The sequence below is a fragment of the Ruegeria sp. HKCCA5491 genome (assembly GCF_013034565.1).
Taxonomy (GTDB): Bacteria; Pseudomonadota; Alphaproteobacteria; order Rhodobacterales; family Rhodobacteraceae; genus Ruegeria.
Window position 1 is genome coordinate 108,718 of sequence record NZ_WQGG01000011.1, and the last position, 14,607, is coordinate 123,324.

Here is a 14,607-nt window from a genome sequence, read left to right on the forward strand (position 1 = left end):
GCCCTAGCCCCAATCCGCAAACATCCACGAGGCGCTTGTGGTTTACATTTTCATATCGTTATGTTATTACATTTCATTATCTAAATTACGACCTCCCACCCCACGCCAACATGTTGCGAACCCGTCGCCCCATACCCACCACGAAAGAAGAAGTGTTTTTAAGCTATGACTGATACCCGCCTTCCCGTTACTGTCCTGTCCGGTTTTCTTGGAGCCGGCAAAACAACCCTGCTGAACCGGGTTCTCAATAATCGTGAAGGCCGGCGTGTCGCCGCCATCGTTAATGACATGTCCGAAGTGAACATCGACGCCGATTTGATCCGGGCCGAAACGGAACTCAGCCGGACCGATGAAACTCTGGTTGAAATGTCAAATGGCTGTATCTGCTGCACCCTGCGCGATGATCTTCTGGCCGAGGTCCGGCGACTGGCTGCGGAAGGTCGGTTTGATTATCTCCTGATTGAATCCACTGGTATCTCAGAACCCCTGCCCGTCGCGGCGACTTTTGATTTTCGCGATGAAGACGGCAAAAGCCTGTCTGACGTGGCCCGCCTTGACACGATGGTCACCGTGGTTGACGCGGTGAATCTGCTTAACGACTACTCCAGCCACGACTTCCTTCACCACCGTGGCGAGACCCTTGGCGACGAGGACGATCGCACTCTGGTGCATCTACTGACCGACCAGATCGAATTTGCCGACGTTGTCATCCTGAACAAGGTTGCTGATGCCGGGCCCGAACGCACCGATGCAGCGCGCAAGATCATCCGTAGCCTCAATGCGGATGCAAAAATCATCGAAACGAACCAATCCGAGGTTTCCAGTGTTGCCATTCTGGACACTGGCCTTTTCGATTTCGAAAAGGCGCATCAGCACCCCATGTGGGTCAAGGAGCTTTATGGGTTTGCCGACCACGTGCCGGAAACCGAAGAGTATGGCGTTTCGTCCTATGTTTTTCGCGCCAGACAACCCTTTGAGCCCCAGAAAATCCTGGTGCTGCTGAATGGCAATTTGCCCGGTGTGATCCGGGCGAAAGGTCATTTCTGGATTGCAACCCGTCCCGAGTGGGTGGCTGAGTTTTCCCTTGCTGGCGCTCTGTCCAGCGTGAAGCCAATCGGAACTTGGTGGGCGTCCGTGCCCGATACCAGATGGCCTGATCACCCGTCAGTGCTTGACTACATCAAACAACACTGGGTCGAGCCTTGGGGTGATCGGCGGCAAGCGATTGTGTTTATCGGTGCAGGTATCGACTGGCCATCCCTCAAATCCCGTCTTGAATCCTGCCTGCTATCTCAGGCCGCTGCACCCGGGCCGGATGCCCTTCCATCTGACTTGCCTGACCCGTTTCCGCTGTGGCACCGAGTGGAGGATGCCGCATGACCTATCATCGCACCGACCTGAACGGCGCAGCCGTCGGAGTGGGCGTATCGGATAAGCCGGACGGATTGGCCAAAATCGAAATGCCGGGGTGCGCGGCGACTATCTGGCGCCGTCAACTTGCGCCGGAATTTCAGGCATGGATCAACACCCTGGACCCATCGCATCTGCCCAAAGCGCGGCTAGTCCTACGCCCTCAGGCCGTTCCGGACGCCCTGAGTCACTTGTGCAACATGGCGGGGATGGACGAAGGTGCAGAACGCACTTGGTTAGAGGATGACATCTCAGACCTCGCCACGCGGTTTGCCGAGATGATGCGCGCACCCTATCTTCGACTTCGCCTAGACGCGATCAACACCAATGCCTGCAGGAAATTCCACATAGATGCCTTATACGCGCGCCTGATCTGCACCTATCGCGGGACAGGCACGCAATACGGTGTTTCAAGGGATGGCCTTGACCCAGACCGCGTGTTTACCGTGGCAACCGGTGCCCCCATAGTTATGCGTGGCACGCTTTGGCCACAGAACCCTCCGTCAGGGTTACTGCATCGCTCGCCACCAATTGCGGGAACAGGTGAGACCCGCCTTGTTCTGGTGCTCGATCCCATTTTTGACATCGAAGAAGACGTCTGATGCCGCGAAATCTTGGCCAGACGAAACTCAGAAAGCGACGCCGCGCCGAAAATCCGATGCGCGAGTTTGACCGCCTGCCTCCGGTCTTGCGTGCGTGGGTATCTCAGGCCGCGTTGCCTTGGCGTCCACGATCAGTCCTTCGTGCCTATCAGAAAGCGCTGGCCCATACAGGTGATCATGGCCGTGCCCTAGAGGAACTGGGCCGCCTTGAAGCCTTGCAACTTGCCAAAGATAGCAAAGGCGCAGCATTAGCATGATATGTTTGGACCTCACCGAAAACGATCTGAAAGGGCAACTTCCTCGCCCGTCAAACCAGCCCCCATAATCTCACGGTGTCCGGAGTTAAACAGCCTGTAGACTGTCGCAAGGTTGTGCAGTTGAACCGAATACGTGTAAGCGTCGTGATCACGACACTACAATGATTTGGGCGCGCCTTGGGCAACGACAATAATGATAATCCGGTGGATGACTTACTGCGCGCCCGTCTGCGCATTCCAGTTGGAGCAGACTTTAGGTTAAGGGTCTTGCGGTACCTGATGGAGGGCGTTGACTGGATCAACCGCACCACGACTGGTCAGGCTTTCTTTGCCCTGAAAGAAACCGAAGAGATATTGTCGGAGCTTGGTGAACGCACCGGGCCAGAGTTGGTGCGCGCGGTTTTGCAGATGAACCACGGAACCACGATACGCGCGCACGGGCTTGAGAATATTCCGACCCAAGGCCCGGTCGTCATCGCCTCGACCCATCCGATCGGGACCTTCGATTTTCTTGCCCATGCGGGGGCATTGCAGGACCATCGCGCGGACCTGAAGGTTGTCGCCGGGCGCGAAGCTGAAAGGTTTTTGGGCCGCGATCTGATCGTCCCGGTGGATCTGGATCAAAAGGACAGGGTTTTGACGGCCCGACAGACCCGTGCCGGAATGTTGCAACACCTTAAGAAAGACGGCGCCCTGCTCGTGTTCGGCTCTGGCCGGGTTCCGTATTTGAAAGGTGACCGTCTGGTCGAACCTCCCTGGAGGACCGGGGTAACCCGTGTTTCAGCAGAGGCCGAGGCGCCAATCGTTCCCGCATCGGCAAACATGCGCAACTCTCGGCACTACTACCGGACGCGCCGTCTGGCTGGGGTCCTGAGTGGGGGCAACGACGAGTTTGGGCGCAAAGTCGCGTCTCTGCGATACGTGTCAGAGCTGATTGCTAAGCTTGGCGGCTCATTTGATGTCTATTACGGCCCGGTTCAGCAAGCAGGCACCGCACCCGACATTCTGAAAAGACTGTCCGAAGGGTTGGTTCCCGACCTCTATGACCAATAGTGGCGCTTAGCTTTTCCCGGCCTTATAAATCCTGGTCCTTTGCCCGGTCGCGCTCCTGCAGCGCGCGGATGCGCATTCGTTGCGCCGCCTGGATATGAGCGCGCATTTCAGATTCTGCCGCAGCACCGTCGCGCGCTTTCAACGCGACCATTATGCGCCGGTGTTCCGCCACGGCTGACGCGGCCCGTTCACTGTCCAAAAGCTGTGAGGGTCCCAGAATCAACAACGCCTTCTGCAAGGACAATGTGGATTTCGTCAGAAATCTGTTCTTTGCCGCATCCAACAACGTGGCGTGGAAAATCTTGTTGATCCGCACGGCATCCGGCCCTGTGCCTGCCTCGGCCAGCCGGTCATTGAGAACGTCCAGCTCATCCAACTCAATGTCAGAGGCAGCGCGCGCAGCAAGTCGCGCCGCAGTCCCTTCAAGCACTGCGCGCATCTCATACAGCTCCATCACTTCGGCATAGTCGAGGCTGCGGACCGTCGCGCCCAGACGCGGAACATGCGTAACCAGCCCATCCGCCTCTAGCTGTCGGATCGCTTCCCGCACAGGGGTGCGGCTGACGCCCAGCCGTTCCGACAGCTCTATCTCGCGCAGACGATCCCCCGGCAGCAAAGCCCCTTCACGAATTTCATCCAGCAGGGGTTGATAAGCGGAGCTGCCCTGCGGTCCGGGCTTAATCTGATCGTCCTGAATGCTCATAACGCCTATACTTGCATGTTGCGTCCAATTGTATACATATGGATACAAAACGAGTCAATGCCGATGGAACACGAGAGTTGGCCAATCAAGACATTTTTCATTCTCTGCTGATGAAGCGGTCCGTGACCGCTGGCCTTGCGGTTCTGGGCACAGGGGTCTTTTGGGCATTAGGGCTGCCGCTGCCGTTTTTGTTCGGCCCGATGACAGCTTGCCTGATGGCTGCTCTGGCCCATGCGCCGATGGAAGGCTTCGGACAAGTTTCGGTTGCGGCGCGGACAATTCTGGGTGTTGCAGTCGGCGCGTCGATCACCCCCAGCCTGTTTGCCGAACTGCCCAAAATGGCGGCCTCGATCATGCTGATCCCGTTGTTCATCCTCCTGATCGCCCTGATTGGTGTGCCGTTCTTTCGCAAGCTATGGGGGTTTGACACCACAACCGCATTCTATGCCGCCATGCCCGGCGGCCTTCAGGACATGATCATTTTCGGCACCGAAGCCGGGGCCAACCCGCGTACCTTGTCCCTGATCCACGGTACGCGCGTTCTGATCATCGTGACGTTGGCCCCTATTTTCCTGGCAGTTTTCTACGATGCGGACCTGACAAACCCCATTGGGCAACCCGCCAGCGAGCTACCCATTCACGAGGTTCTGCTAATGGTTCTGGCCGCGGTTGTAGGCTGGAAAGGGGGTGAGAGGATTGGGTTGTTCGGCGCGTCCATTCTGGGCCCCATGATTTTGACAGCCGCGTTGTCGTTGGGTGATTTCATACACTCGCGCCCCCCACGCGAGGCTATCTTGGCGGCGCAGTTCTTTATCGGCTGCACCATCGGGGTGAAATTCGTTGGCGTCACTTGGCGAGAGCTTCAGCGCGTTGTCGCCGCCGGTTTCGCCTATGTCGTAGTGCTTGCGGTCTTGGCGGCAGGGTTCACAGCCATCGTTACCACTTTGGGCCTGGGGCGTCCGGTCGAAGCATTCCTTGCTTTCGCACCCGGCGGGCAGGCGGAAATGACGGTGCTGGCGATTGTATCAGGCGCGGATCTGGGGTTTGTCATCACGCACCACCTGACGCGAATTGTGCTGGTCATCATTGGCGCACCGATTGCCGCAAACCTAATCCTGCGACTGTCCAAACCGAAGGACCACCCCTGATTTGTAGTCGTTTCGCCTTGGGTCAGCACTTGGTTCAGTGGGTCTGCCGGGTGCCGAGATTTTCAGGCTTAAACAACAAGCCAATTAACGGGGTCGGGCATTGGCCGCCGCCACAGATTTAACGAATCTCGTTTATGTGGCATTCTCTGGATTGGGCGCTAATAGGCCAACCAATTTTGGCCATGCGCCCGCGCTTTGGGAGGAGCCAGATATGAACCTAAGACCTGATCCCACTTTTCACGCAACCCCTAAACTTGCGATGGAGGCTCCGGCGGAAACGCTGGCCTTTACATTGATGCTCAGCCCTGACGGTTCGAAACCGGATGGGTTAGCAGTTATCGACGTTGATCCGAATTCCAAAACCTACAGCAAGATTGTTCACAAACTCATTATGCCCAACAAAGGTGATGAGTTTCATCATTTCGGGTGGAACGCTTGCTCGTCTGCGCTGTCCCCCCTGACCGGGCACGCCTTCCTTGAGCGCAGGTACCTGATCATTCCCGGCATTCGATCCTCACGCATCTACGTGATCGACGTTAAAGAGCCGCTCAAGGCGAAAATCCACAAGATCATCGAACCCGAAGAGGTGTTTGCCAAGACAGGATACTCGCGCCCGCATACAATCCATTGCGGCCCCGAAGGTATCTATGTCTCGACGCTTGGGGGTGGTGGCAAAGACGGCACAGACGGACCACCCGGCATTTTCATCATGGATTGTGAAAGCTTCGAAATCCTCGGCCGATACGAAATGGACCGGGGTGAGCAAACCAAGCACTACGACTTCTGGTGGAACCTTCCGCGCGATTACATGGTGAGCTCGGAATGGGGCCTGCCCCCACAATTCGAAAACGGGATCGTGGCCGAGGATTTACTGTCCAACAAATACGGTCACAAAATTCACTTCTGGAACCTGCGCGAACGCCGCAACGTCCAGACCATCGACCTTGGCGAAAACCACCAGATGGCGCTGGAAATCCGGCCTGCGCATGATCCGGCAAAAGATTATGGGTTCTGCGGGGTCGTTGTGGATACGACCAACCTGCAGGGTTCGATTTTCACGTGGTGGCAGAAGGACGATGGCACGTTCGAGGCGAAGAAAACGATCACGATCGACCCCCGGCCAGAAAAGGCCGAAAACCTTCCACCCCTGTTGCAGGGGTTCGAGGCCGTGCCGCCATTGGTAACCGACATCGACCTGAGCCTGGATGACAAGTACCTTTACGTCGCATGTTGGGGTCAGGGTGAAATGCACCAATATGATGTATCCGACCCAATGAAACCCAAACTGACTGGCAAGGTCGAGCTGGGCGGGATTGCGCGTGGGACGAAACACCCCAACGGCAAGGCTTTTGCCTATGGTCCACAGATGGTCGAAATCAGTCGTGACGGCAAGCGGGTCTACTGGACCAATTCGTTGTATTCGACATGGGACGACCAGTTCTACCCCGATGACGAGGGCGGCCAGATGGTGATGGCCAATGTCGGCGAAAATGGCGGTTTGGAGCTGGACAAAGACTTCTATGTTACTTTTCCAAAGGGGTATCGCAGCCACCAGATCCGCCTAGAGGGCGGCGATTGTTCAACCGACAGTTTCTGCTACCCGTCTGTCTGACACGTGGACGGATTAGATACGGCAGCAGCCCTTTGGTGGGCTGTTGTCGCTTCGGGCATATATCACGGGGTCAACCCCGGTATGGGTTGGCCCTTGGCGGTGTCTGCGGCACTGATGGACAAAAGCGGCAACAGTCTGCTCAAGGCGCTGCTCGCCTTGGCAACCGGGCATCTTCTGGCGATGGCCGCGATACTGTTTCCCTTTACCGCATTGCTGTTTCTGGCCGAGTGGCAGCGAGAAATCCAGATTGCCGCGTCGTGCCTTGTGATTGGCCTGGGCCTTTACCTGCTTTTCAATCGCCGCCACCCGCGCTTCCTTGCGCGCGTGCCTCCGACAAGGCTTGTGCTGTGGTCATTTCTGGCTGCGATGGCGCATGGAGCAGGCCTGATGCTGGTTCCGATCTATCTGGGAATCTGCCGAACAGTTGCCACTAATGCAGGTCACGCAGCCGCGTCTGACCTGATGACCGGAAATGCCGGAATTGCGGTTGCTGTTGCCCTTGCCCACACCTTAGCCATGACTATTTCCGGCGGCCTGCTTGCCTTTGGCGTCTATCATTGGCTAGGCCTCAGGTTTCTGTCGAAAAGCTGGTTCAATCTGGATCTGGTTTGGGCACTAAGCCTGATCCTAGTGGGGACATTGTCGCTGATATTCACCCACTAAGCTGCCCAACCTTTGGCAGCTCAGCGATCGGAACTTGGTATGGTTCGCTGCGGAGATGAGCGAATGCCTTGCCATCCCGATGATCAAAAACGGATTTATGGCGTCTCGACCTTCGCGGGCTGAAAACACCGGGCGCAGTTTCTACTTTGTCCGTTCAACAGATTAACGGTTGAATTCGTGGTTGGCTGGGTTTTGGAAACAAGCCCAAATTAACGGCTTTGGACAAAGCGCATCCTGAGGTAAGTTATGGCCAGTTGTAAGATTTTCAGTTTTCGCGTTTTTTGGCCGTGTGCGTAACGCCTTGAGACAGAAAGGATTTTTCGTTTGAAGCACAAATTCAAGATACTGACAGGATTGGCGGTGCTGTCTTTCGTCTGCGCCTTCTTGTTTCAATTGCATCGCGCCTTTACAGACCCAGAGCTGGCCCTGGGTACAAGATGCAAAATCATGTGGCACGACGCAGGGTATCGAATTCCGTTTCGCAGAACCGAAGAACGTCACATCAGCCACGAAGGATTCCTGATCAGCATCGGGTTACAAGACCCTTCGGGAACTGAATTGGATCCCGGTTTTTGCGCATATGATCCGTTCTCGGACACTCTGACATTGGTTGAGATGCGCAATGGCTAAGTTCCACGGGCGAACATCGCAGGCTTCATCCGTTTTGGTTGACTAAGGGGGGGCACCGCAACGGCTGTGAGTGCGTGGTACGTTAGCTGCGGGCCGCACCCCCTTATCCTACCGAACTCCCCTCAGCGGACGATATCGCCACGCCATCCGGCAGGATTGCCGAATATGTGGCTGATGCCCGGCGATATGGCTTGCGCCCTGCCGCCAAATTTATACGCAGTTTTGCCAACACCGGTGCGTATGGGCGCGGCGTGATTAGACGGGAACTCATATAATTTTGGCGCAACCTCGCAAGCCTCAGGCGACCGGACGAACCACTTAACAATAAGTGAAGTGACAAACGCAAAGAGGATATCGAGATGAACAAAAGACCGTCGTTATCGTTGCTTATTGTCTTGGCTGTAACCGGCATTGCGTCAGCCATAGGGGGCCCCTTTGTCGGAGTTTCAGCATTTTTTGGCATCGTCCTGATAAGCGCCATCATCGTCGGTGGACGCGCAGAGAAACGCAGCCTTGCGGCCCAACGCGCCTGACGACCCGTGCAGAACCATACATCGTACGTTTGTGGCGGCTTACTGGTCGTGGCAGCCTCATAAGCTAGGCAGAAACAATGCCAAGCCGGGGAACGCGATCAGTAGAACCACCAACAAGATCGAGCAGAAAATAAACGGGAAAGCTGATGTATAGATTTCGCGCATTGTGGTACCCGGCGGCGCGACGCCTTTCATAACAAACAGCAACAACCCGAATGGCGGGGTGGTGAAGCTGATTTCAAGCGAAAGCAACATGATCAGGCCGAACCAGATCGGATCGAACCCAAGCGTCTGCGCCAGTGGAAAGAAGATTGGCACGGTCAGCAACATGATCGAGATCTGCTCCATGAACATGCCAAGCAGCAGCAAGACAGCGAACATCACGGTCAGCATGGCCAGCGGGGCAAGTTCAAATGCGATGGCCCAGTTCACCAATCCTCGTGACGCTCCGGAAAATGCCAAAAGCTGACTGAACGTGGCCGAGCCAAAGACAATCAGATAGGCCATCAGTGTAACCTTGAGGGCACCGATGACCGACTTTTTGATCGCCTCCCACGAGAGGCAGCGGAATATGGCGGCCAGGATCAACACGCCCAATGCGCCAAATGCTGCGGCCTCGGACGGGGTGACAAAACCTTTAATCATCAAGATGATGATCACGACCATGACGCCAACCATCGGCACGACCTCGGTCATGAGCAGTTTCAGGCGGTATCCCAAAGACATAGGCTCCACGTCGTAGGCCGGAGCCGCGTTGGGGTCCAACCGTGTTTGGAGCCAGATCGTACCAATGTAAAAGAAGGCGAGTATCAGGCCCGGAATAACGCCCGCGATCAGCAAGGCCGCCACGTCTATCTGTGCGAGCGTGGCCAGAAGAACGGCAAGCGCCGAAGGCGGTATGATGATCGCCAAGCCACCCGTTCCCAATATTGGTCCAATGCTCATATACGACTTGTAACCGCGGCGGTTCATTTCAGGCACCATCAGCGACCCCAAAAGCGCGGTTGAGCCCATTGACGACCCCGACAACGTGGAAAACGCGGTGCCGCCCAGAACCGTTACGTAGCTCAGCCGCCCTGGCAGGCGGCCCAACAGCTTATCTATCGCGCTGAACATGCGCCCACCTAACCCGGTGTGAAAGAAGATCTCTCCCATCAACAGAAACAGCGGGATTGGCATCAGCGCATATTTGGTCAACGCGCCCAGCCCGTTGTTGAGCAGTTGCGTAACCCCCCGTTCACCCCCCATGAAAATCCAGGCGCCCAGAATGTTGGCCGCAAGAAACGCCAGCGCAACAGGCATTCCAATGGCCATCAGGAACACTATTGACCCAAGCAGCAGGGCAAGCGCTTCGTACCATTCCATTATTCGTGTATCCCTGCTTCTCCGCTGTGCATCAGCTCGGGTCCGAAGACAAAGCGCGAAAATTCAACCGCCATCATTCCAAACGAAAGCGGAAAGGCGATCGTCAGCATCCATCGGGGGAAATAGTAAGCGCGGGTGTCATAGTCCCCGCGTTCGATATTCGTCAGGACCAAGTCGGCCCCTTGCCAGGCAAGGATGAGGCAGACCAGTACACAGGCGGCAGCCACCGAACGGCTGACAATCCGGCGCAAACCAATCGGCAGCGCCGCTGTCACCAGTTCGATGTGGACATGGCCCTTTTCCCGTACCAGCCAAGGCGCGCCCAGCATGGTCATGTACAACAGCCCGTATTCTGCAGACGTAAACAGCCAAGCAAAGGGTTGCAGCCCGGCATTTCGCATCAGAACTGACGTGATGACGGATAGCATCAGCCAAACCAGCAAAAGACCAGCGATTATGGCCATGCCAAACAGCACTGCGTCATAGATCCTTTTCATCATCCCGCCTGCTTTGCCCCAAAAATGTTATAGGCCCGTCCAACCAGAACGGGCCTGTCTTTGGACTTAGTTTGCAGCGTCGAGATCGTAGAACAGCTCGATCAGGCGATCATAGTTATCAGTGCCGCCGGGCTGTTCGGCCATCAGACCTTTCATACGCTCCCACGTCTTTTCGCGGGCCGCTGCAAGGTAGTTTGCCTTTGCTTCCCCTTCCAGACTGACAACTGTCATTCCCGCTGCATCAAGGGCCGCAAAGTCTTCGTCGCGTTTGCTGCGAAGGGCTTCAACACTGTCTATTTCGTGTTGGATCGCGACGTCTTGCAGGATCGTGCGCGCTTCTTCAGACAACGAGTTCCAACGGTCGAGGTTCACGATGACGCCAAGATCGGTCGAGAAGAAGCATGGCTCGATACGAAAGTTCAGGAACTCGTTCCATTTCAGGTCAATCAGGCCAATCTGGGTCCAGCCCGTCGCATCAACAACACCACGTTGCAGCGCCGAGTAAACCTCGCCAGTTGGCAGGTCGATCACCTGTGCGCCAAGGTAGTTGGTGAAAAAGGCGTTGTAGACGTTGTTGCCGCGCAGCTTCAGCCCTTCGACTTCCAGATTGCCGTCGGCATCAAAGCTGGGCTCGTTACGGGTCCAAAGGTTGTAGCAGACGCCGCTGTCGAACCAACCAAGGTACTTCAGGCCCATTTTGTCCTGATGAATTTGGTCGATCAGTTCTGTTCCGCCATTTTCGCGGGTTTCAATAGCGGTCAGGTTCGAGGCGACCATCGCGTCTTTCTCGGGCAGTGCGCCACCATAGAACGAGCCCGGCGTATATACCATGTCGACGACACCGTCGCGAACCGCATCGGGTTGTTGGAACATGCCAATGGCTTCCGGACCGCCGCGCACGTCTATCTGGATGACTCCTTTGCCCGCTTCGTTAACTTTGTCGACAAAGTCCAGAAAGCTTTGGGTGTAAATCAGCGTTTCGGGAAAGGCGTGAACGGCCGAGATGGTTTCTTCGGCTTTGGCCGTTCCGGCGACGATTACGGCCCCTGCCAACAGGGCAGCCAATGAGTTCATTTTCATAAGTCTTCCTCCACTTGTTGAAGGGGCATTTTTTGGTCTCACCCCATTTCAGGCCGCTTGGCCCGTATTGCGCCGTCTTCACGCGACGTGTCCTAATTCGGTTTGTTCGGCCACGCCCAAGGGGCGGCCTTGTTGCGGTTTTTCCTATGCGCGCCGATTGCCTGCATATGCTGCCGGGTCAGGTCGATGTCGTCCCAGCCGTTGATCAGTTTCACACGCCATCCTTCGTCCAGCTCAAAGGTCACCGTAATGTCCCCGAGGGTCAGTCGGCTTGCGGGCAAATCAATCGAAACCTGGGCCGGGGCATCCTTCAACGCGTGCTGTAGCTGCATCACCTTCTGGGCATCGACCTGCGCAGGCAGCAGGCCGTTGTTGATCGCATTGTTGGCGAAGATGTCACCGAAACTGGGCGCGATGACCGCGCGAATGCCCGCATCGACGAGCGCATAAACCGCAGCCTCACGCGACGACCCGCTGCCAAAGTTATGCCCGGCGACCAGAATACTGATCCCTTCGTGACGGTTCAGCGGAAATTCTGCCGTCAGTTGTTCGTCATCGTCCCGCCGCATGTCGTGCAGCAGATACTGGCCATATCCCTCGCTGCGTGGGGCCGACATGAAACGCGCCGGGATCAATTGATCCGTGTCGATATTGTCGATCGCCAGCGCCAAGGCGTGCCCCTTTTGTGTGCTCCAACCAGCCATTATGCCGCCCTGCCCTGAATAAGCGGCCTGACATCTGTGATTGTGCCCGTTACGGCCGCTGCGGCAACCATCGCCGGGGACATCAGATGCGTTCGCGCACCGCGTCCCTGACGCCCACGGAAATTGCGGTTGGTCGAGGATGCGCAGCGCTTACCCTCGGCCACAACGTCGCCATTCATGCCGACGCACATTGAACAACCCGACGCGGCCCACTCCAACCCGGCATCTTGGAAAATCCTGTTCAACCCTTCGGCTTCGGCCTGTGCCTTGACACGTTCCGATCCGGGCACAACAAGCCCCGGTACGCGCGCGCGGCGCCCTGACAAAACCAAAGCAGCCTCGCGAAGGTCTTCAATGCGCCCATTCGTACACGAGCCGATAAAAACCTGATCTACAGGGATACCGTCCAAGGGTTGCCCCGGTGCCAATCCCATGTAATCCAATGCTTCACGCGCCAAGTTTGACGTGGCTGGATCGCTGGGGTCCGGAGCGGGAATATTGGCCGTTATTGGCAGGGCCTGCTCTGGGCTGGTGCCCCAAGTGACAGTTGGCGAAATGTCAGCCGCGCCCAGGGTGATATCGCGGTCAAAAACAGCCTCTTTGTCCGTGACCAGACCGCGCCACACCTGTCGCGCGCTTTGCAGGTCTGCCCCCGAAGGTGCGTACTCGCGCCCTTCGAGATAGGCAAACGTGACCTCGTCAGGTGCGACCATGCCAAACCGCGCCCCACCTTCGATTGAGAGGTTGCACAGAGTCATTCGCCCCTCCATCGACAGATCTCGGATCGTTTGCCCTGCGTATTCAATCGCATGACCCTGCGCACCGCCGCTGCCCAGTTGCGCGATCCAGTTCAGGGCAATGTCCTTGGCCGTTACACCAAACCCTAAACGACCTTCGACATTAATGCGCATCGCCTTGGGTTTGCGCTGCCAGACCGTCTGCGTCGCCAGCACATGCGCAACCTCGGTCGCCCCGATCCCGAACGCCAGCGCACCAAATGCTCCGTGAGTGGATGTGTGGCTGTCCCCGCAATTGATAAGCAGTCCGGGCAAAGTCAGGCCCAACTCGGGCCCAATCACGTGAACGATGCCCTGCGAAGGGTCGCTCAGATCGAAAATCCTGAGGTTGTGAGCCGACGCATTGTTTCGCAGGGTTTCGATCATCCGGGCAATCTTTGGATCGGCAATCCGTTCCCGGCTTCGTGTGGGCGCGTAATGATCTGCCACCGCAAAGGTGAGGGCTGGTTCAGCCACAGGCAGGCCGCGCTCGGCCAGCTTGGCAAAGGCATGATGCGACCCTTCATGTACAAAGTGTCGATCCACCCAAAGCAGCGACACACCATCCTCGCGCCTCAGAACCTCATGCGAGGCCCAGAGTTTGTCGAGCATGGTGCGCGGTGCGTTCACTTCCCGACCTCCTCGCTGCGTCCGATCGCAGGTTCCCAATGCCGGGCCGAGCCGGTTCCCACACGCGCCAAGGGCATCTCGAGCCGAAACATGTCAGAGCGATAGAGGCCGGAAAGATATTCGACCCCATTGCCTTCAACGTCCCGAACGATCCGCTTGAGCGACAACAGAGCCGAGCCGACAGCGATGCCCAATGCGTCGGCCACATCAGGCCCCGCCAAGGTCGCCGAAACGGTTTGATGCGCTTCCTCGATCTGCACGCCGCTGCGCTCCAGCAGTTTGAAAAGCGGTGTCGTTGCGAGGTCACTTTCCGAATAGTTCTGCGCAATCGAAGCGGGTACGTAGGTCGTCAGATGTGAAAACGGAACATCATCAGTCAGGCGCACGCGCGTAGCGATCTGCACCTGCTGGTCACTCGGCAGCCCCATGGCCGATGCCACCACCTCCGGCGCCTTGCCGTATGAAAAGGACAAAAGCCGCGCGGTGGTGCTGTGCCCCATTTCAACCAGTTGCGGCATCAGCGTGTTGAAGTCCATCGCAGCAGGTGCCCCAAGGGTGGATTGGCCCGAAACCCGGGTGCCGCTACCTGCCTGACGTTCTATCAGACCATTTCGAGAAAGCGCGTCCAGCGCCCGCCGAATTGTGACACGCGAGACCCCGAATTTTTCAGCCAACCGCTGTTCACCGGGCAAAGTTTCCCCTGACGCAAGCTGCCCTTCGGTGATCTGATCATGCAGATGCAGATAGACGCGTTGCGCCTTGGTCCCGTCCGGAAGATTGGCCGCGTTGATCTTGTTCACCCGATGATTCCCCTTTCACAGCGCCTCCAATCGTAGAACCGGAACTCTAAAAAGCAAGCTTTAGTATTATTACAACTCGAAAAATAGTCTTACAATTATTTTCAAACCTGTATTACAGATAATACAACAACCGGAGGAGCTTTT

Annotated in this window: 16 protein-coding genes; 9 read left to right on the forward strand and 7 right to left on the reverse strand. The window is 56.7% G+C overall.

Going from position 1 to position 14,607, the window contains the following annotated elements; all coding sequences use genetic code 11:
- The first annotated feature begins 165 nt into the window (after nt 1–165).
- From GOV88_RS15290 to GOV88_RS15305, 4 genes are all read left to right on the forward strand, one after another.
- A complete protein-coding gene (locus GOV88_RS15290) occupies nt 166–1,380 on the forward strand; it encodes a GTP-binding protein (protein ID WP_171240971.1) in 1,215 nt (404 codons plus the stop codon).
- Nucleotides 1,377–2,012 (forward strand): DUF1826 domain-containing protein, encoded by a 636-nt coding sequence (locus tag GOV88_RS15295; RefSeq protein WP_171240972.1) that lies wholly within the window; start codon nt 1,377–1,379, stop codon nt 2,010–2,012. The genes GOV88_RS15290 and GOV88_RS15295 overlap by 4 nt, the downstream gene beginning before the upstream one ends.
- Entirely contained in the window at nt 2,012–2,269 is a 258-nt protein-coding gene (locus GOV88_RS15300; protein WP_171211237.1) for a DUF6525 family protein, read from the forward strand. The genes GOV88_RS15295 and GOV88_RS15300 overlap by 1 nt, the downstream gene beginning before the upstream one ends.
- 204 nt (nt 2,270–2,473) lie before the next feature.
- Nucleotides 2,474–3,322 carry a 1-acyl-sn-glycerol-3-phosphate acyltransferase gene (locus tag GOV88_RS15305; RefSeq protein ID WP_171240973.1) on the forward strand — a complete coding sequence of 283 codons (849 nt, stop codon included), beginning with the start codon at nt 2,474–2,476 and terminating at the stop codon, nt 3,320–3,322.
- A gap of 22 nt (nt 3,323–3,344) precedes the next feature.
- Here the strand turns inward: GOV88_RS15305 and GOV88_RS15310 are convergent, their stop codons facing one another.
- Nucleotides 3,345–4,025, reverse strand: coding sequence for a GntR family transcriptional regulator (locus tag GOV88_RS15310; protein WP_171240974.1), 681 nt, complete (start codon nt 4,023–4,025; stop codon nt 3,345–3,347).
- 110 nt (nt 4,026–4,135) lie between these two features.
- Between GOV88_RS15310 and GOV88_RS15315 the strand changes: the two genes are divergently transcribed.
- The 5 genes from GOV88_RS15315 (at nt 4,136) to GOV88_RS15335 (ending at nt 8,611) form a co-directional block, all read left to right on the forward strand.
- The gene (locus tag GOV88_RS15315) at nt 4,136–5,173 is read left to right on the forward strand and encodes an AbrB family transcriptional regulator (protein WP_171241011.1); all 1,038 of its coding nucleotides are present in this window, start codon (nt 4,136–4,138) and stop codon (nt 5,171–5,173) included.
- A 211-nt stretch (nt 5,174–5,384) separates the two neighbouring features.
- On the forward strand, nt 5,385–6,785 hold the full coding sequence (locus GOV88_RS15320; RefSeq protein ID WP_171123830.1) for a selenium-binding protein SBP56-related protein: 1,401 nt from the start codon (nt 5,385–5,387) through the stop codon (nt 6,783–6,785).
- Nucleotides 6,786–6,788: 3 nt separating this feature from the next.
- Nucleotides 6,789–7,448, forward strand: a complete 660-nt coding sequence (locus GOV88_RS15325; RefSeq protein ID WP_171240975.1) for a hypothetical protein — start codon at nt 6,789–6,791, stop codon at nt 7,446–7,448.
- Nucleotides 7,449–7,772: 324 nt separating this feature from the next.
- On the forward strand, nt 7,773–8,078 hold the full coding sequence (locus GOV88_RS15330) for a hypothetical protein (RefSeq protein ID WP_171123834.1): 306 nt from the start codon (nt 7,773–7,775) through the stop codon (nt 8,076–8,078).
- 359 nt (nt 8,079–8,437) lie between these two features.
- The gene (locus GOV88_RS15335) at nt 8,438–8,611 is read left to right on the forward strand and encodes a hypothetical protein (protein ID WP_171123836.1); all 174 of its coding nucleotides are present in this window, start codon (nt 8,438–8,440) and stop codon (nt 8,609–8,611) included.
- Between the two features lie 57 nt (nt 8,612–8,668).
- On the opposite strand, the gene GOV88_RS15340 is transcribed toward GOV88_RS15335, so the two are convergent.
- The 6 genes from GOV88_RS15340 to GOV88_RS15365 form a co-directional block, all read right to left on the reverse strand.
- Nucleotides 8,669–9,976 (reverse strand): TRAP transporter large permease, encoded by a 1,308-nt coding sequence (locus GOV88_RS15340; RefSeq protein WP_171240976.1) that lies wholly within the window; start codon nt 9,974–9,976, stop codon nt 8,669–8,671.
- Complete coding sequence (locus tag GOV88_RS15345; protein WP_371808254.1) at nt 9,976–10,473, reverse strand: TRAP transporter small permease; 498 nt, start codon at nt 10,471–10,473, stop codon at nt 9,976–9,978. Before GOV88_RS15345 ends, GOV88_RS15340 begins: the two co-directional genes overlap by 1 nt.
- 66 nt (nt 10,474–10,539) lie before the next feature.
- The gene (gene dctP, locus GOV88_RS15350) at nt 10,540–11,547 is read right to left on the reverse strand and encodes a TRAP transporter substrate-binding protein DctP (protein WP_171241012.1); all 1,008 of its coding nucleotides are present in this window, start codon (nt 11,545–11,547) and stop codon (nt 10,540–10,542) included.
- Nucleotides 11,548–11,645: 98 nt separating this feature from the next.
- Nucleotides 11,646–12,257 carry a 3-isopropylmalate dehydratase small subunit gene (gene leuD, locus GOV88_RS15355; RefSeq protein ID WP_171240977.1) on the reverse strand — a complete coding sequence of 204 codons (612 nt, stop codon included), beginning with the start codon at nt 12,255–12,257 and terminating at the stop codon, nt 11,646–11,648.
- Nucleotides 12,257–13,663, reverse strand: a complete 1,407-nt coding sequence (leuC, locus tag GOV88_RS15360) for a 3-isopropylmalate dehydratase large subunit (RefSeq protein ID WP_171240978.1) — start codon at nt 13,661–13,663, stop codon at nt 12,257–12,259. Before leuC ends, leuD begins: the two co-directional genes overlap by 1 nt.
- Complete coding sequence (locus tag GOV88_RS15365; protein WP_171123847.1) at nt 13,660–14,463, reverse strand: GntR family transcriptional regulator; 804 nt, start codon at nt 14,461–14,463, stop codon at nt 13,660–13,662. Before GOV88_RS15365 ends, leuC begins: the two co-directional genes overlap by 4 nt.
- Between the last annotated feature and the right edge of the window lie 144 nt (nt 14,464–14,607).

Excerpts from the sequence above, each read along its gene's own strand:
- GOV88_RS15290 (WP_171240971.1), top strand. The coding sequence starts at position 166 with ATGACTGATACCCGCCTTCCCGTTACTGTCCTGTCCGGTTTTCTTGGA.
- GOV88_RS15295 (WP_171240972.1), top strand. The coding sequence starts at position 1,377 with ATGACCTATCATCGCACCGACCTGAACGGCGCAGCCGTCGGAGTGGGC.
- GOV88_RS15300 (WP_171211237.1), top strand. The coding sequence starts at position 2,012 with ATGCCGCGAAATCTTGGCCAGACGAAACTCAGAAAGCGACGCCGCGCC.
- GOV88_RS15310 (WP_171240974.1), bottom strand. The coding sequence starts at position 4,025 with ATGAGCATTCAGGACGATCAGATTAAGCCCGGACCGCAGGGCAGCTCC.
- GOV88_RS15315 (WP_171241011.1), top strand. The coding sequence starts at position 4,136 with ATGAAGCGGTCCGTGACCGCTGGCCTTGCGGTTCTGGGCACAGGGGTC.
- GOV88_RS15320 (WP_171123830.1), top strand. The coding sequence starts at position 5,385 with ATGAACCTAAGACCTGATCCCACTTTTCACGCAACCCCTAAACTTGCG.
- GOV88_RS15335 (WP_171123836.1), top strand. The coding sequence starts at position 8,438 with ATGAACAAAAGACCGTCGTTATCGTTGCTTATTGTCTTGGCTGTAACC.
- GOV88_RS15340 (WP_171240976.1), bottom strand. The coding sequence starts at position 9,976 with ATGGAATGGTACGAAGCGCTTGCCCTGCTGCTTGGGTCAATAGTGTTC.
- GOV88_RS15345 (WP_371808254.1), bottom strand. The coding sequence starts at position 10,473 with ATGAAAAGGATCTATGACGCAGTGCTGTTTGGCATGGCCATAATCGCT.
- dctP (WP_171241012.1), bottom strand. The coding sequence starts at position 11,547 with ATGAACTCATTGGCTGCCCTGTTGGCAGGGGCCGTAATCGTCGCCGGA.
- leuD (WP_171240977.1), bottom strand. The coding sequence starts at position 12,257 with ATGGCTGGTTGGAGCACACAAAAGGGGCACGCCTTGGCGCTGGCGATC.